Annotated in this window: 15 protein-coding genes; 6 read left to right on the forward strand and 9 right to left on the reverse strand. The window is 39.0% G+C overall.

The window, feature by feature from the left end:
* Positions 1 to 9: 9 nt before the first annotated feature.
* The 5 genes from J4N24_RS03920 to J4N24_RS03940 form a co-directional block, all read right to left on the reverse strand.
* Positions 10 to 1,560 carry a serine hydrolase gene (locus tag J4N24_RS03920; protein WP_207532313.1) on the reverse strand — a complete coding sequence of 517 codons (1,551 nt, stop codon included), beginning with the start codon at positions 1,558 to 1,560 and terminating at the stop codon, positions 10 to 12.
* 272 nt (positions 1,561 to 1,832) lie between these two features.
* Positions 1,833 to 5,069, reverse strand: coding sequence for a two-component regulator propeller domain-containing protein (locus J4N24_RS03925; protein WP_207532314.1), 3,237 nt, complete (start codon positions 5,067 to 5,069; stop codon positions 1,833 to 1,835).
* Between the two features lie 403 nt (positions 5,070 to 5,472).
* Positions 5,473 to 8,253, reverse strand: a complete 2,781-nt coding sequence (locus J4N24_RS03930) for a carboxypeptidase-like regulatory domain-containing protein (protein ID WP_207532315.1) — start codon at positions 8,251 to 8,253, stop codon at positions 5,473 to 5,475.
* 223 nt (positions 8,254 to 8,476) lie between these two features.
* Complete coding sequence (locus J4N24_RS03935) at positions 8,477 to 8,707, reverse strand: hypothetical protein (RefSeq protein ID WP_207532316.1); 231 nt, start codon at positions 8,705 to 8,707, stop codon at positions 8,477 to 8,479.
* 238 nt (positions 8,708 to 8,945) lie between these two features.
* Positions 8,946 to 10,136, reverse strand: a complete 1,191-nt coding sequence (locus J4N24_RS03940) for an L-lactate MFS transporter (RefSeq protein WP_207532317.1) — start codon at positions 10,134 to 10,136, stop codon at positions 8,946 to 8,948.
* Positions 10,137 to 10,348: 212 nt separating this feature from the next.
* Here J4N24_RS03940 and J4N24_RS03945 point away from each other — a divergent pair, with 212 nt between their 5' ends.
* The 3 genes from J4N24_RS03945 to J4N24_RS03955 all read left to right on the forward strand — a co-directional run bounded on the left by J4N24_RS03945 (position 10,349) and on the right by J4N24_RS03955 (position 13,885).
* Entirely contained in the window at positions 10,349 to 11,608 is a 1,260-nt protein-coding gene (locus J4N24_RS03945; RefSeq protein ID WP_207532318.1) for a PAS domain-containing protein, read from the forward strand.
* Between the two features lie 214 nt (positions 11,609 to 11,822).
* A complete protein-coding gene (locus J4N24_RS03950) occupies positions 11,823 to 13,211 on the forward strand; it encodes a hypothetical protein (RefSeq protein ID WP_207532319.1) in 1,389 nt (462 codons plus the stop codon).
* Positions 13,212 to 13,303: 92 nt separating this feature from the next.
* The gene (locus J4N24_RS03955) at positions 13,304 to 13,885 is read left to right on the forward strand and encodes a chemotaxis protein CheB (protein ID WP_207532320.1); all 582 of its coding nucleotides are present in this window, start codon (positions 13,304 to 13,306) and stop codon (positions 13,883 to 13,885) included.
* On the opposite strand, the gene J4N24_RS03960 is transcribed toward J4N24_RS03955, so the two are convergent.
* Positions 13,882 to 15,222 carry a deoxyguanosinetriphosphate triphosphohydrolase gene (locus tag J4N24_RS03960; RefSeq protein WP_207532321.1) on the reverse strand — a complete coding sequence of 447 codons (1,341 nt, stop codon included), beginning with the start codon at positions 15,220 to 15,222 and terminating at the stop codon, positions 13,882 to 13,884. The two genes, J4N24_RS03955 and J4N24_RS03960, sit on opposite strands and share 4 nt — an antisense overlap.
* Before the next feature lie 212 nt (positions 15,223 to 15,434).
* On the opposite strand from J4N24_RS03960, the gene J4N24_RS03965 reads away from it, so the two are divergent.
* Positions 15,435 to 15,836, forward strand: a complete 402-nt coding sequence (locus tag J4N24_RS03965; protein ID WP_207532322.1) for a GtrA family protein — start codon at positions 15,435 to 15,437, stop codon at positions 15,834 to 15,836.
* 107 nt (positions 15,837 to 15,943) lie between these two features.
* Here J4N24_RS03965 and J4N24_RS03970 read toward each other — a convergent pair whose 3' ends face one another.
* Both J4N24_RS03970 and J4N24_RS03975 read right to left on the reverse strand, forming a co-directional pair.
* Positions 15,944 to 16,759 carry a tRNA threonylcarbamoyladenosine dehydratase gene (locus tag J4N24_RS03970; RefSeq protein ID WP_207532323.1) on the reverse strand — a complete coding sequence of 272 codons (816 nt, stop codon included), beginning with the start codon at positions 16,757 to 16,759 and terminating at the stop codon, positions 15,944 to 15,946.
* A gap of 27 nt (positions 16,760 to 16,786) precedes the next feature.
* Entirely contained in the window at positions 16,787 to 17,467 is a 681-nt protein-coding gene (locus J4N24_RS03975; RefSeq protein ID WP_207532324.1) for a TatD family hydrolase, read from the reverse strand.
* Between the two features lie 277 nt (positions 17,468 to 17,744).
* Here J4N24_RS03975 and J4N24_RS03980 point away from each other — a divergent pair, with 277 nt between their 5' ends.
* Entirely contained in the window at positions 17,745 to 19,571 is a 1,827-nt protein-coding gene (locus tag J4N24_RS03980) for a DNA polymerase III subunit gamma/tau (RefSeq protein ID WP_207532325.1), read from the forward strand.
* Between the two features lie 113 nt (positions 19,572 to 19,684).
* Here the strand turns inward: J4N24_RS03980 and J4N24_RS03985 are convergent, their stop codons facing one another.
* A complete protein-coding gene (locus tag J4N24_RS03985) occupies positions 19,685 to 20,149 on the reverse strand; it encodes a hypothetical protein (protein WP_207532326.1) in 465 nt (154 codons plus the stop codon).
* Between the two features lie 150 nt (positions 20,150 to 20,299).
* Here J4N24_RS03985 and J4N24_RS03990 point away from each other — a divergent pair, with 150 nt between their 5' ends.
* Positions 20,300 to 21,535 carry an isocitrate dehydrogenase (NADP(+)) gene (locus J4N24_RS03990; protein ID WP_207532327.1) on the forward strand — a complete coding sequence of 412 codons (1,236 nt, stop codon included), beginning with the start codon at positions 20,300 to 20,302 and terminating at the stop codon, positions 21,533 to 21,535.
* Positions 21,536 to 21,583 lie beyond the last annotated feature (48 nt).

Raw genomic sequence — 21,583 nt, forward strand, 5'->3', positions numbered from 1 at the left:
TTCTGGATTCTAGCCCTGCTTTTTCTCTTCGAGAACCAAAATATTCTCCTCGATATAGGCGGCTTGCTCCTGATTAAGACCCTTACTCCCGGCGAGTGATTTTGCTTTCGCAAAAACCTTTTTGCATTCAGTAAGATCTTTATTTTGCAGATAGGCTTCTGCCAGGTATAGATGGGCTGGCACAGATTCGGGAAATTTTTTTGTACAGTATTCTAATACACGGATGGCCTTATGACGATCTCTGATTTTGTATAACAAACTCATTCCAAATTGCGCTAAGGCATCAGCACTACAATCGTATTTTTTAGCAGATCCCTCGCTTAACTGCTCGTACTCCTTCAAAACCGCTTCCAGATCATTGCTTTGTATAAGCTTTTTACCCAATGGAATACTTATAGGTACTTTAGGGTAGACCAGGGGTTTACCCTCGAGCCATTCTGCTAATTGTTGAGATATCGACGACACGTTCAGATAACCCGATATATTACTAAATACTGCAACACCAATCTTTCTTCCCGGAAGTAATACCAGTTCTGAATTAAAACCACCATAATAGCTGCTTTTTGTTAACACAATCTCCCCCCCCCTGCTTAATACGTCAAAACCTAAAGCCACTCCCTTATTCCCGGCCGATGAAAACTGAATTCTAATTAACTCTTTTTGAGATTCCTTTCTCAAAACTTCAATCTCCTGATACCTGCCTTCATTTAAAATCAATCGCATCCATTTTACCATATCGCTGGTGCTGGTATGAAAACCATTACTGCCCGCATTCTCTCGATTATAGGGATATAGTGTATCCTGTTTGAATTTATACAGAAGCCAATTATCGATCTTGAATGGTTTAGCTTCGTTGCCTTTGGGCTGAAGAAAAGTTGATGCAGGCATTGCCGCAGGTATGAATATTTCCTTTTCTATAAAATTTTCAAAGGGATGGCCGGTGATTTTATTGATAACATCCGCAAGAATGTCATAATTGTAAGGAGATCTGGAAATTCTGCTGCCAGGGTTAAACTTAGGTAGCTGAGAAGCGATACTCCGAGTGGTTACCTGAGGAGCGTTGGGACTATAATTTGGCGAATCCCAGATCATCTCGTACTTAGGAATTCCGGAAGTGTGTGTAAGCAAGTTTCGGATAGTAACTTTCTTATAAGTATTTCCGCCCATCTTAAAGTAAGGCAAATGGTCTATTACGGGGTCATCAAGGTTCAATTTGTCCTGTTCCTGCAGTTTCAGTATTGCTGTTGCAATTAATGGTTCAGATAAACTACCTGTAAATATTGGTGTGGTTACAGTAAAAGGTTGCTCCTCCTTATTACGAACTCCTGCTGTTGTATAGAATACTGAATCCCCTGAAACTAAGGCAACTCCTATAGCAGGTATCGGCAAGTCTTCCTGTAACTTGTTTATCAAGGCAGCTAGCTGTTGCTCTCTTGCATTTGAAAATGAAACCGTAGGTTTCCCTTGCTGCTTGGAACCACTGAGAACCTTCACTAGAACCAAAAACAATAGTGTAGATAATAGAAGGCCTATTGCCACGCGTTTTACTTCAATGGTCATATTCTTGTTGGTTGTTTATTTGCCTCATGGGGCTGGTTTATAATTGGTGAAGGACTAATTTCCTTCGGCAGAACAACACAAATAACTAAGGTTTAAATGAAAAAAGCAATAGGAAAACAGCAATATTTAACTGTATATCAGTAACTTACAAAAAAATCAATACGTTTTAGTAGTCCCGGCGGTTTTTTATATCCTGTTGAAAATGAATGCCTAACCAAAGAATAAAAAAAAATGTTGATACGCTAAATTCCACAAAACTTTTCTTCATTTTTTTATTCTTCATCCATTTCCCCCTGAACTGTTCGTCCGCTTTTTTGGTTCTCTTCATGATCCAGGATAAGCAAAGTCCAACCTTTGTCGGGATCTTTTTTCAGCTCCCTTTTTCGTTCATCAAGTACCTTTTTCATTCTGCTGCTATAAGACCAACAGGTGCTCTGTCTGATAGATAATATTTCAGACAGTTTATGAGAGGAAATCTTCCCTTTAGAGGAATAGACTAAAAACAGCATATAAAAAGCCTTATTAATAGCGATACGACTGTTTTGAAAAATAGTGTAGGCAATTACTGACTCTTCATACCTACATTTTGTACACCTTCTACTATAAGGTAGATGGCCTGAAAAATAATGATCATTGTTGCAGCGCCGGCACTTAAAGCCCTTGTCCCATTTTAAATCCGAAAGATATTTGAAACAGGTTTCTTTATCTGGATAGATCTTTGAAAACTCTTCAAAATCTACATCCTGCGACATAACTCTTGCTCTGGTAACCTTTTCAATATTAACTGACAGCTCTTGATTGTCTCGTTCCAGCAAGATGTTCATTCTTGTTATTTCGTCGGCTTGTTCCTTCAGTAAATTATTAGCTTGGGAAAGTTCTTCATTTTGTCTGATAATTATCTCTGCCTTTTCAACCACTTCTGATGTTCGTACCTCAACAAGTCGTTCTAAAACAACTTTTTGTTTCTTAATTGAGTTGATCCGATAGTGATAGAATAAAAAGGCGACAAGGAATATTGCAAATAGGATAAGTACTCTGAACCACCAGGTCATCCAAAACGGCGGTGTCACTGTTATTATTAACTGCATACCCTCCTCATTCCAAACACCATCATTGTTAGTAGCTTTGACGATCAAAGTATAGGTTCCGGGGTTTAGATTGGTGTAACTGGCCGAGGGAGTAGTAACGAAGTTCCACTGTTTCTCAAAACCTTCAAGGCGGAAAGCGAATTTATTTTTTGCAGATTTAATAAAATTGAGAATAGCAAAATCAATGGAGAAACTATTCTGATCGTAGTCAAATCTTAATTCCCTGGTAAGACTGATGTCTTGACCCAATAAACCTGTGCTGTCGTTAACACCGACCCTGCGGTTAAATAACGAAAGGCCCGTAAAAACTACTTTAGGTGTTTTTGTATTTTTTCTAATGCTATCGGGATAGAAGTTTACTAACCCGTTGTTACTTCCAAAGTAAAATCTTCCATTGCTGGCTTTAAATGCTGAATTATAACTGAAAACATTTCCAGGGAGACCATCATACGTGTTGTAATTGATAAATTCTTTTCGTTTTGAATCAAAACGAGAGAGTCCGTTATCCGTACTCAACCAAAGTATACCATTCTTACTTTCAAGAATACCTAGTACATTGTTAGTGGGAAGTCCGTCTTTAACTGTAAAGACTTTCAGCCTTCTTGATCCCGGCCTATAGTTATATAGCCCTCCAAAATATGAACCCAGCCAAATACTCCCATAACGATCTTCCCTGAACGAGTTGACGATGTTTGAAGCAGGACGATGGGCTCTATCTATAAAAGAGAAAAAATTAACAAAGTTTGCCCTGCCGTGGAACAAAACATAGGTACCATTACTTGCACCTACCCAAACGTTCCTTCTGGAATCCTCGTAAATCCAATTGATATATTTGCAAGTTACCGGTAATCCAAATGCCGAAGGAAGTAAGGTAAAAGTTTTGTCCTTTTTATTAAAGAAACACAATCCTTGATCCTCCGTGCCTACCCAAAACCTTCGCTCAGAATCCTCAAGTAAACACGTAGCGTCGTCTGAAGGAATAGATCGCTTATTTTGATCATTATGCAAATGGTGTACAAAACGGTTCTTTTTCTTATCAAAGTAATTCAATCCACCCTGATGATTTGCCAGCCATATCTCATTGTCCCTGTCCTTATATATCCATTTAATTAGATTTGAACTTATCCCCTCTTCCCCTCCTGAATCCTTATAGGTAGTAAATTTCCCGGTTTTGACATCTAAATAATTAACGCCTGCAGCTTCTGTACCAATCCATAGATTTCCAGAAGAGTCTGCACTAATTGAACTAATAACATTACTGCTAAGGCCATTGATTGCCTTGCCTGACTTTATAGTGTTAAAAGGGGTATCATAGAAATGAGTTACGTTTACTCCACCATAATAAGTACCGAGCCAGATAGAGCCACTTGAATCTTCGTAGATATCATATATTGAGTTCTGGTTTAGGGAATGAGGATCCTGGGGATTATTCTGGTATGAAATGGCTTGTTTTCTCTGGGGATCAAAAATAGAAAGGCCATTCTGAGTAGCTAGCCATAACTTGCCGTTCTGATGTACAAAGATTTTGCGGATGTAGTTGTTCACAATAGAACTAGGATCTGAGGGATCATGTGAAAAGCTGGTAAAAGAAGAAGTTGTGTTATTAAATAAAAACAAGCCTTTTTTCAAAGTTCCCACCCAGAGACAATGTTGCTTATCTTCGTTTATGGCTGTTATGTAATTATCTGTTAGGCCTGCTGCCCCCTTTTCAAAATGCCTAATTCTTGCGATTACATTTCCCTTAAGCTCGATTCCGAGTAATCCGCGCTGGGTACCTATCCAAATAATCTTCCTATGATCCTGAAAGATTACATTTACCTTAAATGGTTTGAAAGTAAAGGCTCTTCCCTGGTAAATAAACCTGTTTTGAAAAACTTCCCTTTTTCTGTCGGTTAATATTGCCAATCCTTCATTAGTGCCAATCCAAACATTACTTCTATCATCCTCGAAAAGACAGTTTATATAATTAGCATCAGAAGTATTACCATTAAACCTATTGAAGGTTGTAAAGGAATCTGCCAATGCTTTGTACAAGTTTAATCCAGCCCTTGTGCCAACCCATAGGCTTCCTTTTGAGTCTTTAAGCAGGGCCTGTACATATTCATTAGACCTGCGGGAGTCTGTTAGCTTTGAAGTACTTTTATAAATTCTAAAAGTGCGGGAGTCGTACTTATTTAAGCAATACCTGGTGCCCAGCCACATATACCCTCGGGGGTCCTGAGCAATGGCAAGAACTGAATTTTGAGACAGGCCCTGAGCTACAGTATAGTGTTCAAACGATAACTTCTCTTGTCCTTGAAGGTTGAAAGAAATGAAAAAACTGAGATAGCTCAAGAGCTCGAACAAAGTACGGCTGAGCCACTGGTTCAAACCCGGGAATATTGTTCTATTACAGAATACTAAAAGAGAATTAGGGCACATTTCAGATGGGTTAAGGTATACCTGTTTCTGCTGCACGAAGATTAAGGAATAACTTGTTTGGCAATGACTCTACTGTAGATTATCAATTACTAGTCTTCAAATCAGACTATAATTATGATAAAACCTAAATAAAACTAGGGGAAATAATGCGGGTATACAAAACAAAAACAACAGAAATATCTGAAAATCAACAATATAACGGAAAAACAATACGCTTTAATCTCAAGCTTAAAAATCTTTAATTAGCTGAATACCAAAAACAACCTTCCGCTGTAAAAAACAGTTTTAATACGGTTAAATAACATTTGTTCTTTAACGTCTCCAGGTAGAACTAAAAAAGCCCTGGCTGTTAATTCCAGAGCTTCTTGTTATTTTAAAAATTCTTAATTTCAAGCAGAGTTACTCATTTTCCCACTTTTAATTTAACCGTCTTAAATCCTACTGCTCCCATTAGATCTGCACCTTGAACTAGCACGGTATAGGTGCCTGCTTTATCGGTTGTATAAAAGTATACATTTGCCTTACCCGAGCTATTCGTAATTAAATTAGGAGCCCAAAAAACTGTTGTTCTATAGTCAGGAAGCTTAGAGGCGTTCGCTGAATATTTTGGTTGATAAAATTCCTTGGGCCAGGTAATAGGCAGAGGACGATAAACAGTAACTCCTGGAGTTCGTCTGATAGATATACCATTACCTGAACGCGTAGTAATTTCTACAAAAGCGAAGCTATTGTTAATATTCATCATTTCCTTGGTATCAAGAAACTGAGAAGAGTATTTTGAAGCGTATCGCTGATTATACATAACTTCGACACCCAACAAGTCAGTAGTCTCGATATTAGACAAAGCATCTTCAATAAACCTCGAATAATCATATAAAATTGGAGGATCAGACGGCATATAAAGGCGATTTAGCTCTACACCATCCACTACAAATCGCACGCGCTTCTCATTTAAATAGTAGTATTTATCGGTATCCTTTAATCGAAGACTAAAACCCTTTAAATACTTCTCCATATACTGTAATACATTCATTGTTCCAGCTGCCAAAGCATCTTTCTCATCCAGTATCTGATCTGCTTCACCTGCCCCGTTTAAATTTTTGGATGTTCTAATCGCCTTTTTGGCTGTAACCACAACATCCTTCAACATTTGGCCTTGTCCCTTAATTTGTTCAGCCGCTATTCTTTCCCTTTGTTTTACCGAATTTAAAGAGGTTGAATCAGCATTTACAAACCAGGGGACAACCAGTGGTTCATTTTGTTTAATGACAGGTGCTGGCTTAAATTCATCTACCTCTAGCCCAACATTAAAACTTTTTCCTCTGGCAGTACGGGCCTGCACGAAAAAACTTACAGTATCAACCGGTGGCAAGTTCCGGAAAGTAAACCGACCGGAAGAGTTCGTTAGTGTGTCTTTAATAAAGTGATATTTACCGGAAGCAAGTAGTAACAGCTTTGAATTAGCTACCGGCTTATTAAGAATATTAGAAACCTTACCAGTGACACGAAAATCAGGTTCAGGAGCAAAAGTGGGCCGGGTATTGACATTAAGAATTTGCGACCATTTATACCCTATCCAACCTTGCGTTAGCATCAGAAGGTCTCTTGCAACTGCAGCTTCCTTTGTTCCATTGAAATACCAGCCAGGCTCCTCTATGTATCCTTTTAACTCAGAACGGAGGTAAACCTGACTAAGAATATTGTTTTCGGCTGAATCTGATCTCACTTGAGAATCGTCTGTAACTGAAAGGGAAAAACTTCCCTGTACTGGTTTTCCATCAGGATAACTAACCTGTATGTTAACAGGGACGCTATCTCTTAAAGAAAGGCCTGGCTTCTCAGTGGACACTTTTATATCAAGTTGCTGAAGATGGTCAATGAAGGTGATACGCTCATTAATCGGCTCGTTCTTGTCGTTGAATAGAGTAAAATGAGCAATCCCGGGAGGAAAAAGACGTTTGTCAACTTTACCTCCTATCCGCTGTTTATTAGCAACAAAATTTGCTGCGTAAGCCACTTGTCCCTGAGCAAAACCTACCAGCTTATAAGTTTGATTATTAACAAGGCCTTCGCTATATAAAACATATACTCTTAATGAGTCGGCACTTGGAGTGTTTAGCACTTGTAAAACGGTACCCGAGGGCTTTGTAACTGGTAAAGAATAAGCCTTGTCTGTTCCATCGCTAAGTTTTATGCTTGCAGTATAGGATTCCCCCAGCACAGGGGTTAGGCTAAAAACCCCCATCCCCTTATGCGTAGATTGAAATGAAGTGACCTGCTCATTTTTATTATTCTTTATAACACCTTCAACGTCTACACCTTTTCCATCTCCATTTATTGCTTTAAATGCCACTGTGCAGGGAAGGCCAGCTACAAGATGACCACTTTCGGGCATAAACTGCAGATCAATATCCTTTTCCTGCCTTATGATTAAAGGAAAGGAGAGCTTTTGCTTTGTTCCGCCCTTTTCCTCAGCCTCCAGGTATAATGTTCTGATCGCATCATCGTTACTCAGGGGAATATTTATTTCGAGAGAATTCTTCAAAGTCTCATACTCATCCTTCATAATGATCCTCTTTCCGTCGGTCAATTTCCATTCTATAGTTTTATATCCTAGAGGCTGGTTGTTTGCAGTTTTGAATTGAATGGAACACCGGAGGGTTTCTCTACCATTCACCTGATCGATTTTGTTCGATTGGCTAACAATCCAGTGTTCTGGCGAATGATCACTGATATAGATTCGTTTTCTAAAAAAACTCTCCTCTGCCTGATTCTGCATCCAGTTAGTATAAGCTCTTAATACATAAGTACCTTCACTTAATCCATCAGGTAGGATAATTTGTCCCCAGGAAACACCCAAAAAGACAGGTACTGAAATTCGTTTGACCAGGCTATTGTTTGTTAGTAACTCGATATACATTAATCCGCTAAGTGGTGAATAACCCAGGCTCTCGGAAAAAAGGTACGACTTGAACCAGAGCGTATCGCCACGAACGTAGGACGATCTGTCTGTGTGTAAAAAGATTTTCTCCTGAGGGAAGCGGTTGCTGAATGTATCTACTGCTGCGAATAGTTGGGAAAAAAGAGGATTAGAGGGGAGAGTTTGCTTCTCCGAATTCTGGGCATTTAAAGTGTTAATAGCAAAAACCAGCAACATTAAAATGCAGAAGAGCTTTTGTTCCATGGATTTGATAAGTAATAGTGTTTAAGGCAAAAGGTCATTTATGCAGTAGAGGCCTAACGTTGGAAAGCGATCTATCTATAAATGGCTAAAATTCAAGACCAATCTAGTGAGATTATTTGAAGAAAGGAGAAGAGATTTAAATAATATAAGAGACAGGAGTTAGAATAATAACCTAACGATACAAGTATCTGTTGAAGAAATAAAAGTGGACAAAATAAAGGTTCTAAAATCTGTACCGTAAGCCGATCGCTCTTCCAATAGATTCTAGAATATTCTTATCGATTTGATGATTCGGATCTTTTGCCTGCCAGCTGTTACTAGCCTTCACCAGGGTGATATTCTGGCTATTAATATGAATAGGAATTTCTGTAGTATTTTTAGTAATTGGTTCTTTATTTAATAATGAGAAATTATAATCAGTATTGTTAATTGTAATCCTTAAAACCCTTGCCATAACCCTACTAAGTTATACTAATTTTTTTAGTCACACAAAAGCTTTTAATAAATAATTCTCATTTAATTCAGGAGAAATTTCTCTCCTTTTCAAGCAACTCTTAGTTATAAATAAATATCACCTGCGAGAAAAGGAGCAATTATCATGCATGGTAATATTCTACGGAATAACCTCTATATAAACGCGGATATAAAAAGATTCCTGCAAAACGGGAAAACCGTCTTACAGGAATGTATTGTTAGTTGAGTGCTACTGGTTTCAATTTACTTTTTAACAACACTGCCATAATTGCGGCCAATGAAAGTAAAGCGGCAAAAAGGAAGAATATACTTGAATAATTAGTAGTTAAAGAAATAAGCCAGGGACCTGCAAATGCAGCAACAGACCAGGCAATTAGAACATAGCCAAACACAGGTCCTAATTTCTCCGCCCCATATATGTCTTTTATAAAAGCCGGCATAGTAGCAAAAGCTCCGCCATAGCAACTAATAATAACGAAAACCAGGGTTTGGAATAAATACGCATTACTGGTTTGAGTAAGGAGAATGAAGCAAACTGCTCCTACCGCAAAGAAAATAAGATATGTATTCCATCTTCCGGCTCTATCAGAGATGCTCGACCAGACAAGTCTTCCTAATCCATTGAAGAGTCCAATGATCCCTACAAAGGCTATTGCCGCGGTTTCACTTATATGAATCACATCCTTTGCCATAGGGGCCGCTACTGCTATTAACGCAATTCCACAAGTAGTGTTAAGGAACAACATTAGCCATAAAGCATAAAACTTAACATCGGTAAGTAATTCGTTTATAGGCACGTGCGAGCCACCGCTATGGTAGTCCTTAACATTGCTGGAAGAAACAGCCGGAGCTTCCAGGTATAGTGAAGCAAACACTATCAGCAAAGCATAAACTACAGCAAGGGAATAAAAAGAATTGGAAACACCGACTGTATTCGTTAGCGGCGTAATAATTTGTGAGGCAAGTATAGATCCTGCTGCAAATGACATAATAACCAGACCTGAACCCAAACCAGGTTTATCAGGAAACCACTTTACAACAACAGATACTGGTGTAATATACCCGAATCCCAGTCCAATACCACTAATAACACCATAAGTTACATAGAATAGAGGAAGCGAGCCGATGGAACTTGCAAACCCTGCTCCGGCCAGTCCCACCCCAAAGAATATTGCCCCTAATAACCCTGCTTTCTTAGGCCCTATTTTTTGAACAAACTTTCCCATAAACGCGGCTGTGAACCCTAAAAAGCAGATAGCCAAACTAAAAGCAAGTTTTAATTGGTGAGCATCCCAGCCATTCAATACTTCTATAGGTTTTATCCAAACGCTGTACGCATATATAGAACCTATTGACAACTGCAAGATCATGCCTGCCGCTGCCATTAACCATTTATTTTTCGGAATCATATAGGATTAATTATACTTTACGAAGGTACAAGCCTTGATTTCCAGAAAAATGACCTGTAGCATAAGATTATGTGATATGAAAAAACAAAAGCAGTTTATATACGGTATCAATTTTTTCTATAAATTAGAACAAGAATAATAATCTAAATTGCACTCTCTAAACTAACTAACTCCAACGCACGCATTTAAAGGGCTAGTCGCAGCCTACATTTATGAAATCAGCATTTGAAAGAGCACTCGGTGTATTCTGTATAATTGTACTTATAGGCTTAATTATTTTAGGAATTTTAACGTTCCGAGTAAATAAGACAGTAGATGATACAAATAGATGGGTACTTCATACTCACGATGTATTGTTTAAAGCTGAACAAGTCCTTTTCTCTGTGAACGAATTGGAACATGCATTGGAGCCTGCCAGATCAACTAGTTTGATAAACACGCCCGGATTAAGTGTTTTAAAGGATTCTTTACTTAGCAAAATACATTATCTGAAATATCTTACCAGGGATAATAGCAGTCAGCAGGTGAGGATAAGAAAACTTGAGACACTAGTTAAATTAAGAACTAAACGACAATCGGTAGGCTTTAATACCAATGTTAGGTTCCAGGATAGCTTAAGGTTGGCTTCGCAAAATTTGGTTGACCAAATCCAAAAGGAGGAGAATGAATTGTTGGCGTCAAGGACAAAGGCAAATAACTCAAGCAGAAAAGCATTAAACCTCCTATTTTACAGCTTTCTTCTTGCTGGATTGCTCTTACTGATTTCGACCTACTTTGCCTTAAAGAAATACTTTGTCTTGCAAAAAGAAAGTGAGTTGACCATTTTGAAATTGAATCAAAAACTTGAGAAAAGAGTAGAAGAAAAAGCAAGTCAACTTTTAGAAAAAGAAAAACAGTATCAATTAGTATTAGACAATTTACTTGAGGGAGCACAGATTATTGACAGGGAATGGCGCTTTATGTATGTGAACGATGCATTGACAAGACAAGCCCGTTTCTCAGTCGAAGAAATGATTGGAGCAAAACTGACCGACTTGTTCCCAGGAATTGAGGAGACTGAACTTTTCAAACATTTGGAAAAAGTGATGACTATGCGAGTTCCGGAAAAATTCGAAAACACCTTTCATTATCCTAACGGAGATGTTGCGTATTTCGAATTAAGTATTGAACCTATAATGGAAGGTTTGTTTGTTTTATCTATGGACATCACTGACCGAAAGATTAAAGAATTATACAAGGAGCAATACATTGCCGAACTGGAAGAGGTATTATTCAAAATATCCCACGAGGTTAGATCACCGGTAGTAAAAATCCTTGGAGTGGCACAACTGATGGAACTTTCACTTATCGAAGAAAAGGAACTCCCCATGATTATTGATTCAATGAAAAGCTGTGCGCTTTTGTTAGACAGATATACAAGAGAACTTTCTGAGTTTGTAACAGAAATGAAAGAAAGCTCTGCTGATCAGTAAGAAGAATAAAGCTCTCCCTAGATCCACACTACAGCCACCTATTACCTTAATCTCAATCACAGTTAAAACTGATTCCGATCATTCTTTACCTTCCCTACTTCAGCTTTCTTTGTGCTATGCCGGCGATAGCAGGTTTTTAGAATTTCCATAATTTATATTTCTAAGGTAAGGAGGTGGAACAGTAATGCTCACCTCCTTTTTTTACAAAAGTGCTATGAAAGTCAGAAGGTGTTTTGTTGTTTTTATCCTGTTTTTTAAAGTTTCGTTTTCTCAAACTCCCTCTAAGCCGGTCACTGACAATAGTCAGGGATTAAAGGTCAACCTTAACCAGGACGGCTCGAAATTTCTGCGTTTTGTGATCTGGAATCAGATCTGGGCAAGGAGCATACAAAATAACCCGGGAACTTTGGTGGGGAGTGAAGCAGCACGCAGAACCTTTGATATCGGAGCTCGTAGAATCCGTACCATCGCTTACGCTCAGTTATCTCCCCGTTATCTTATCCTAACACATATTGGAATCAACAATCAAACATTTATTAACAATGGGAGCGCTGGAAATAGCGGTACAGGAGCAAACGGAGCGGGCAAAAAACCGCAGATTTTCTATCATGATGTATGGAACGAATATGCTATCATTCCGGCTAAAGATCCCGGGACAGGAAAGCAAAATAAATTTACTAACTTCATAGGTGCGGGTCTACATTACTGGAACGGTTTATCCCGCCAGAATTCAGCCAGTACATCTAATCTTTTGATGATCGATGCCCCTGGATTTAATTGGCCGACACTTGAAATGTCTGATCAGCTCACCAGGCAATTTGGAATATATACTAAAGGGGTCCTGGGAAAGATCCATTACCAGGCCTGCATTAATAAACCTTTTGCAACCAGTAACACTCCTGTTGCAGGTGGTCCTGCCGTTGATAATAATGGAAATTCAAAGGCTTCACTAGGCGGCTATTTTGATTATCAATTTCTGGATCAGGAAAGTAACATTTTACCCTTCAAAGTTGGAACTTACCTGGGAACTAAAAAGGTTTTCAATATAGGTGCAGGCTTTCTAAGCGATAAGGATGGCACAAAGAGTCTTACTACGAATAACGAACTTAAAAAACACGACATAAAGATTTATTGTGTAGATGCCTTTGCCGATCTACCTGTTGGCGGCAAAGCCAGTAAAATGTCACTAACTGCCTTGACATCTTTCTACAATTACAACTATGGCCCTAACTACATCAGGGCATCAGGAACAATGAATACGGGTGTTGTGGATCCCGGGTTTACAGGTGTTAAAGCACAGGAAGGTGCTGGTAATGCCAGATATGTTTTAGGAACGGGTAAAATTTGGTATACACAGGCCGGATTTCTGCTTCCTCAGCAGATCAGTAAAAAAGTAAGGATTCAACCCATGGCAGCATATACTGTCAAAAATTTAGAAGCTCTGGATGAGTCAGGAAGTTATTATGACATTGGATCCAACTTTTATATCGATGGCCATAATGCTAAGATAACAATCCAATATTCAGACAGACCCTTATACAATAACAATAAAATATTCGAAAGAGCGGGGGAATGGATAATGCAGTTCCAGATATATCTCTAATAATCCCCCTCCTATCAGTAACTATTCAGTCACCTTAAAACCAAATATTTTAATAGAGGTTATAGTTATACAGAAGCAAATAGGATTGTTTGATGGAGAAACCTTTATTGGTAATTGGAATTGGTGCCTCTGCAGGTGGATTGAAAGCACTAACTGATTTTTTTCAACACGTAGACACGTCTACAGGCGTAGCTTTCGTAATTATTCAACATTTGTATGTTCATGCACGCAGTCGACTCGACTACTTTATGTCAAGAACAACCAAAATGAAAGTTTGCAGGGTGGATGCACCTACAAAGGTAGAAGCAAATAAAGTTTATGTTTTACCGGAAGGTAAAATGATGGTCATACAAAAGGGCGTTCTATACCTTCGAGACAGGGGAAATGAAGAAGTAATTAACCGCGCTGTAGACATTTTTTTCAAATCACTTGCCGAAGATTGTAAAGAACGAGCTATCGGTATAATCCTTTCCGGAACCGGAACAGATGGACTTGAAGGCGCAAAAGCGATTGAAGATAAAGGAGGACGTATCCTCGTTCAAGACCCCGCTACCACAAGGTTCAACAGCATGCCATCTCAGATCGTAAATAGAAACCATCCTACACTTATCCTTCCACCTGCTGAACTTGCAGAATCGTTAAACTGGCACCTGGAACAACTAACCGCCACTTAACTCATAGAAGGAAAGGAAATTCCTTTAATCTTGCGGTAGAGTTCTACCGCATAGATATCCGTCATACCGGATACAAAGTCGAGGACAGCCATTATTTTCGAATAAGTATCCTCATTACCGGTCAAGAACTGCTTTGGAATTAACTGTACTAATTTTTCATGATAACTTGAATCATTCTGTAAATAAGCAGGAATAAATTCTTCCAGCAGGCCCCCTATTACTTTATAACCAGCCACCTCTATTTGAACAACCGAGCTGTTATTGTAAATTCTCTCTATAGAAACTTCCGCAATCTTTCTCCAAGCGTTGCTTAACTCGGAAGGGATGGCATCAGTAAGAGACTTATTAAAATCTCCTTTTAATAAAGTCTCCTGCTCATTAAAGAAAACATCGGAACATGCCCTTACCATTGCACTAATACTTCTTGCACGTAACAACCCCACCTTGGCATCCTCGTCTTCCATCTCTGCAAGTCGCTTAGGCAGATTTTCACTAAAGCATAAGGGCATCAATAGATCTTCAACTTCCTTATAAGTCAGGATCTTTAATCTGTGAGCATCTTCAAGATCGATAATGTTATAACAGATATCATCTGCGGCCTCAACCAGATAAACTAAAGGATGCCTTTTGTAGACTAATGGGGCATCTTGTACCTTCTCTAAACCTAACTCCTCAGCAATCTTCCTAAAGGTTTCCTCCTCCGTCTGAAAAAAACCATACTTCTTGGTATAGATATTCTTTTTATTGTGACCGGCAATTGAAGCGCAGGGATATTTTGCAATAGAGGCGAGTGTGGAATAAGTAAGAGCGAAACTGCCATTGCCTTTTCCTGCAAAGGAATGGGTTAAAATGCGAAGAGCGTTAGCATTGCCTTCAAACTTGATGATATCCCTCCACTGTGTTTCTGTTACCAGTTCCTTGTATTGCTTTCCTTCTCGTTCCTTGAAATAGTGGGATATAGCAGTTTCTCCAGAATGTCCGAATGCCGGATTCCCCATGTCATGGGCAATACAGGCCGCCGCAACAATATTACCGATTTCGCTGATAAGCGGTAAATTTTTATCCAGATCTGCTTGCTGTTCTTTCAATTTGTTGTAAAAGATACGTCCAAGAGATCTCCCAACGCTTGCAACTTCTAAGCTATGAGTCAAACGGTTGTGTACAAAGACACTGCCCGGCAAAGGAAATACCTGGGTTTTATTCTGCAGTCTTCTGAACGGAGATGAAAAGATCAGGCGATCATAATCAATTTGAAATTCAGACCGTGCCTCTTCTGCACTTTGTACTTTCTTCTCATTTCCCCAGCGTTTTGCTGAAAGCAGTTTTTCCCATTCCATGTTGCAAAGTAAACGAAAGACCGCGGAATTAGGAACCGGAAATGATAATGCAATGAACGAAAGCAAGCCTGCAAGTACGGCTTGCAGGGTGATAAAGCTAAATTGGTACCGACTTTGCTAAACAAATTTCAGTTATCAATTTTAAAGTAACCTTTTTTGTAGTTATAAGTAAACCAAATAATTAATTATTATTCTATCTAAAAAAGCAACTTATGAGTAAAACAGCAGCGGTAGTAAAAGATTTAGGTCGATCGCAAGTGATCAGATTTCTTTTTGTAGGTTTCATCTGCTTTCTTCTTGAGTTTTTCACATTTACTTTACTTATCGATGTTTTTCACGTAAAATATACACATGCTAACCTTCCGTCTATTAGTGTGGCGATAGTAGCAAGTTACTTTCTGAGTCGTAAACTGGTATTTGACTCAACTCGTTATAATGACCGTTTAACCTTTATTCTTTTTATTGCCTTTACATTGGCTGGTGTGGTTTTAAACCAATTTCTACTTTGGTTTACAGTTGAAAAACTTCACCTTAATGTTAAGGTATCTAAAGTTACGGCAGTAGCAGTAGTATCTGGCTTTAATTATATTACGAAACGATTCTTTGTTTTCTAGTTGAGTTAGAAGGAAAATCCCGAAAGAGAGAAGATAATTTTATACAAATATTGAGAAAGAGAAGAGGGTGCCTGAATCCAGGTACCCTCATTTTGTAAAGCGCTCAACTAAACAATCTCTTTTTTCTTAGTTTTTTTAAGCTTTTTCTTTGCCTGAAGATTTTTGTGCTGGATCTTCTTCGGGCGCTCTTCCATCTCGATCGCTATATTAAGCAGATCACGAATTACTACAGATGCACACATCCCGCCGAATGCAGCCGGTAGATAGGATATGGTACCGTATGCCGAACGTTTAAAGTTACTTCCGTCTGTCATGATTAATGAATCGCGTTTTACTTCCTCAATTGAAAAAACTGCCTTTATTCCAGAGGTGATTCCTAATTTCTTTCCACGCTTACGAACGTATTCAGCAAAACGACATTGGTAAGTGTCGAATAGATCAGTAACTCGAAGTTTAGAGGGATCAAACTTTCCTCCTGCTCCCATTGAACTTACAATTCGCTGGCCTGTGTTAAAAGCAGTGGATAGTAAGGTTACTTTAGGTGTAATACTGTCAATGCAGTCCATTACATAATCGAACTTAGTCTCTAATATCTCACGGCATTTTTGTGGTGTCAAAAAATCTCTTACCACATGTAGCCTCAGATCAGGATTAATAGAAAGCAACCTCTCCTGCATAATCTCTGCTTTTGAAACCCCGTGATTGGTTGCTAAGGCTGGCAGTTGCCTGTTCCTGTTTGAGGGATCTACCACGTCCCCGTCAACAATCGTCATCTCTCCCACTCCCGATCTGCAAATAAACTCAGCAGCGAAAGATCCTACCCCACCTAACCCAACAACAAGCACATGCTTTGTCTGTAATACATCAATACCTTCATTGCCCACCAATAAGGCAGACCGCGACAGCCATCCTAAATCAGTCATTCTACGAAATCAAATTCTATATTTCAATTAAAAGGAGCTTTGTGATGCATCCTTCCGTAAACTCACCCAATTTGCAAAGATAAATTCTTTCAGCTCATTCACCGTGCATTTTCTTACAACAGCGGCTGCTTCATACACTTCTTCAATCCGTATTTCCTGATCATCAGTCTCAAGGAATACTTTTTCGATAGGTAATTGTTCAAGCAATGCTCTTGCATTAGAACCTTCCCTCATAATTGCTCCCCCTATTGAGAAATAGAAGCCTGCTTTTAATAACTGTAATCCAGTTTCTACTTTATTATTATATCCATGTATTACCATTGGTACCCTTGGATTTAGTTTTTTCTTTATTGCCAGTAGTTCGCTGAAACACTTTACACAGTGGATAACAAGCGGTTTATTAACTCTTTCGGCCAGTTTTATCTGCTTTTCAAACGCGAATTCCTGAAATTTCAACTCAGGCCCTCGTAAACGGTCCAAACCGCACTCTCCAATTAAGTGTACCGTTTGCATTTCAGCCAGTGCCTCCAACTTATGAAATTGTTTTTCAAATTCAGACTTGTCAAGATACCAGGGATGTATTCCCACTGAAAATACCGAATCTTGTCCTTCAAGTACTTGAACATCATCCTTTCCAACAATAAGGTTTTGTACAGACTGAACCTCTGACTTTTTACCGGGAAAATGAGTGTGGAAGTTTAAGTACATCTAACGATCCATTGAGCGATAAAGATCAGAATAAAAGTTAAAAGCCTATAAAAAAGCTGATCAGGCCTTCCAAAGAAAAGCATAATTAACAGGCATTCCGAACTATTAACCTTAAAACCAACAACATCATTTAACAACCTTTTGACCATCAAGCTATTAAATACTCCATTATTACCTTTTTAAGCTTAAAGAAGTTACACTTATATTAAATCTCTAAAATCGGAGAACCCTAAACTTCCTCTTCCCAATTTGCCAACTTCTCCTTAATTTAGCGGCGATGGATAATTTTATAGTGTCGGCGAGGAAATACCGGCCAGCAACGTTTGAAAGCGTTGTGGGCCAGCAACACATTACTAACACTTTAAAAAATGCCATCAAGAATAATCAACTTGCTCAAGCTTTTCTTTTTTGCGGTCCGCGTGGAGTAGGAAAAACTACTTGTGCACGTATTTTGGCAAAAACAATCAATTGCCAAAACTTAACCCCTCAAATAGAAGCCTGCGGTGAATGTGATTCATGCCGATCTTTCCAGAACGGGAATTCCTTTAGTATCCATGAACTAGATGCTGCATCAAACAATTCGGTAGATGATATCAGAAGCTTGATTGAGCAGGTAAGAATCCCACCCCAAACAGGAAAGTACAAGATCTATATTATAGATGAGGTTCACATGCTATCTCAGGCTGCTTTTAATGCCTTCCTGAAAACCCTTGAAGAGCCGCCTTCTTATGCAATCTTCATCCTCGCGACAACAGAAAAGCATAAGATCCTTCCTACTATTTTATCCAGATGTCAAATCTTTGATTTCAACAGAATCAGAGTGGAAGACATGGCCAGTCACCTGGCCTCGATAGCTAAAAAAGAAAGTGTTGGGTTTGATGCTGACGGACTTCACCTCATTGCCCAAAAAGCAGATGGAGGTTTACGAGACGCTCTTTCTATGTTCGACCAGATCGTTAGCTTCTCGAACCGGAACGTCACCTACCGTTCTGTTATTGATAATCTGAACATTCTTGATTACGACTACTACTTTAAAGTAACAGACACACTCCTGAAGGAAGACATTGCCGGGACACTGCTCATTTTCGATGAGATCCTTGCTAATGGCTTTGATGGTAATAACTTCATCACAGGTCTTGCTTCCCACTTCCGAAATCTGCTTGTAGGAAAAGACCAGGCAACGCTGAAATTGCTTGAAGTAAGTGAAGGTATCCGTCAAAAGTATTTGGAACAATCTAAAGCAGCTTCCGCTTCCTTCCTGCTGTCAGGCCTCAATATTGCGAATCAGTGCGATCTGAACTATAAAAACAGTAAAAATCAGCGATTACAGGTGGAACTGGCACTCATAAAAATATGTCATATTCCTTCAGCACTAAGTTTAACCTCTTCAACACCTTCTGAAGCGGTAAAAAAAAAACCTGATACCCCAGTAAGCAATTCCACCCTCGCAGTTGAATCTCAGGCAGCTACAACTAATACCAGGGAGCCCGTAAGTCATCAACAGGCACCACCGCAGAAACCACAGAGCGGTCCTGCTACAGGAAATATCCCTGTTGCTAAGCCGTCAGGAACTCCTGTTTCTTCAGCGGCACCTGCTCCGGTAGCCGAACGTCCGAAAATTGCGATAAAGCCAGTATCAGCCATCCCTTCAATTATCCCAAGCCTTAACGATCTGTCGGGCAGTAACACAGAAAAGGAAGAAGATAAAGGGCCTCAGTATGTGACAGGTGATAGTCGTGAACATTTCAGCCAGCAGACCTTTGTACAAGAGTGGGCAAAGTATGCAGACAAGGCCAACCGGGAAAGTAAGATCAACTTGTATACCTTAATGACTTCAAATGCTCCTACACTTTTAGATAACTATCATATAGAAGTTGTTATCGAGAACAAAATACAGGAGATGACGCTTTCAGTTGAAAAGGTTGACCTTTTGAACTATTTACGAACTCAACTTCGAAACTTTGATATAGATATCGTTACCAGGCAGATAGAGAAAAACGAAAAGCGGCGTTTGTATACTTCTGTTGAAAAATACCAGGCTCTTGCAGAGAAGAATCCCACTCTTGAAGAATTCAAGAGACGATTTAATTTGAGCGTGGAATAAATTAAAGCAATACCTCAAATAATAAGAAAGGTAATAAAAGCGGAAGCTTCTATTACCTTAAAAAATATCAATATTTAATCGACCTTACTTCTCAACTTCGAACTTCAGTATTTTTACTTCAAATACTCATTTCCCCCAAGATCATCGGGACTTTCATCGTTCTTCGGATAACCCTCTTCATCCAAATCGTCACGATCATCTTCTGGTGTGTGGGCTAACTCTTCATCAAGAGGATCCAGTTCTACAATCTTCCCGCTGTCAATGTGCATCCCAAATTCTTCAATTGCCGGATCTACCACTTCAACATCATTTGCTCTGCGGTATTCGTCTACTGCTGTAATGTTTGCCTCATCATAATCAGAGTCGAAATCACTTCCGCTTTTTACAGCTGTATTATATGGATCGGGATGGTCATAATCTTCGTCTTTACTGTCAACATCCAGCTCGAAGCTGTCTGTATCCTCGTTAAAAGAAAGATCATCCTTACTTATCTCTGCGCCCAATTGTTCTTTCATTTCTTTATCTCTATCCAGATTTTCATCATTAGAACCCGGATAAAACGAATTTTTCTCTCCCATTAGATTAGTTTTTACTATATCTATTAAAGAAAAAATCACTTATAAATGTTTTTACACTACAGTAGAATTTGAAATAGAATCAAACACCGGCTTTTTTGCAATTTTTATATCTTTGCGACGCTCAGATAAACATAAAAACAAATTCAAAGCATGTCAATACAAAAAATCAAAGTTGCCAATCCGGTTGTAGAACTTGATGGCGATGAAATGACCCGTATCATCTGGAAGTTCATCAAAGACAAATTGATCCTTCCTTACCTTGATTTAGATATCAAGTACTACGATTTAGGTATCGAGTACCGCGATGAGACTAATGACCAGGTTACAGTTGATGCTGCTAACGCGATCAAAGAATATGGTGTTGGTATTAAATGTGCAACTATTACTCCAGACGAAGCACGTGTTGAAGAGTTTGGTTTAAAACAAATGTGGAAATCTCCGAATGGAACTATTCGTAACATCCTTGATGGTACGGTATTCCGTGAGCCGATCGTTATGAGCAATGTTCCTCGCCTGGTTCCGAACTGGACTGCTCCTATCTGTATCGGTCGTCACGCTTTTGGTGATCAATACCGTGCTACAGATTTCGTAACAAAAGGAAAAGGTAAATTAACAGTTACTTTTACCCCAGAAGACGGAGGCGAAGAGCAATCTTACGAAGTATACAACTTTAAAGGTGATGGTGTTGCATTAACGATGTACAATACTGACGAGTCAATCAAAGGTTTTGCTCATTCTTGCTTTAACACTGCATTACAAAAAGGATGGCCTTTATATTTATCTACTAAAAATACTATCCTTAAAAAATATGATGGTCGTTTCAAGGATATTTTTGAAGAGATCTATCAGGCAGATTACAAAGAAAAATTCGAAGCTGCGGGTATAGTTTACGAACACCGCCTAATTGATGATATGGTTGCTTCTGCGCTTAAGTGGAATGGTAATTTTGTTTGGGCTTGTAAAAACTATGATGGAGACGTGCAGTCTGATACAGTTGCTCAAGGTTTCGGTTCATTAGGTTTAATGACTTCTACATTAGTTACTCCGGATGGAACGGTAATGGAAGCTGAAGCAGCACACGGAACGGTAACACGTCACTACCGCGAACACCAGAAAGGACGCCCAACTTCAACAAATCCTATCGCTTCTATCTTCGCATGGACAAGAGGACTTGAATTCCGCGGTAAATTAGACGGCAATCAGGAGCTTATCGATTTCTGCCACAAATTAGAGGCAGTTTGTATCGAAACTGTAGAAAGCGGTAAAATGACTAAAGACTTGGCTATCTCTATCAAAGCTAAAGTTGAACATGGTACAGATTACCTTTATACTGAAGAGTTCTTAGAAGCTATCGACCAGAATTTGAAAGCTAAACTAGGTTACTAAGATTAGCAATATAATGTAAAAGCCCTGCTGCTCTGCATGCAGGGCTTT

Source organism: Desertivirga arenae (genome assembly GCF_017355785.1).
In the GTDB taxonomy this organism is placed as follows: Bacteria; Bacteroidota; Bacteroidia; order Sphingobacteriales; family Sphingobacteriaceae; genus Desertivirga; species Desertivirga arenae.

Bases quoted from the DNA above. Each gene is read 5' to 3' on its own strand.
- J4N24_RS03950 (WP_207532319.1), top strand. From the start codon at position 11,823: ATGAAAGTCAGAAGGTGTTTTGTTGTTTTTATCCTGTTTTTTAAAGTT.
- J4N24_RS03945 (WP_207532318.1), top strand. From the start codon at position 10,349: ATGAAATCAGCATTTGAAAGAGCACTCGGTGTATTCTGTATAATTGTA.
- J4N24_RS03920 (WP_207532313.1), bottom strand. From the start codon at position 1,560: ATGACCATTGAAGTAAAACGCGTGGCAATAGGCCTTCTATTATCTACA.
- J4N24_RS03955 (WP_207532320.1), top strand. From the start codon at position 13,304: ATGGAGAAACCTTTATTGGTAATTGGAATTGGTGCCTCTGCAGGTGGA.
- J4N24_RS03980 (WP_207532325.1), top strand. From the start codon at position 17,745: ATGGATAATTTTATAGTGTCGGCGAGGAAATACCGGCCAGCAACGTTT.
- J4N24_RS03960 (WP_207532321.1), bottom strand. From the start codon at position 15,222: ATGGAATGGGAAAAACTGCTTTCAGCAAAACGCTGGGGAAATGAGAAG.
- J4N24_RS03935 (WP_207532316.1), bottom strand. From the start codon at position 8,707: ATGGCAAGGGTTTTAAGGATTACAATTAACAATACTGATTATAATTTC.
- J4N24_RS03925 (WP_207532314.1), bottom strand. From the start codon at position 5,069: ATGTGCCCTAATTCTCTTTTAGTATTCTGTAATAGAACAATATTCCCG.
- J4N24_RS03985 (WP_207532326.1), bottom strand. From the start codon at position 20,149: ATGGGAGAGAAAAATTCGTTTTATCCGGGTTCTAATGATGAAAATCTG.
- J4N24_RS03990 (WP_207532327.1), top strand. From the start codon at position 20,300: ATGTCAATACAAAAAATCAAAGTTGCCAATCCGGTTGTAGAACTTGAT.
- J4N24_RS03975 (WP_207532324.1), bottom strand. From the start codon at position 17,467: ATGTACTTAAACTTCCACACTCATTTTCCCGGTAAAAAGTCAGAGGTT.
- J4N24_RS03970 (WP_207532323.1), bottom strand. From the start codon at position 16,759: ATGACTGATTTAGGATGGCTGTCGCGGTCTGCCTTATTGGTGGGCAAT.
- J4N24_RS03930 (WP_207532315.1), bottom strand. From the start codon at position 8,253: ATGGAACAAAAGCTCTTCTGCATTTTAATGTTGCTGGTTTTTGCTATT.
- J4N24_RS03940 (WP_207532317.1), bottom strand. From the start codon at position 10,136: ATGATTCCGAAAAATAAATGGTTAATGGCAGCGGCAGGCATGATCTTG.
- J4N24_RS03965 (WP_207532322.1), top strand. From the start codon at position 15,435: ATGAGTAAAACAGCAGCGGTAGTAAAAGATTTAGGTCGATCGCAAGTG.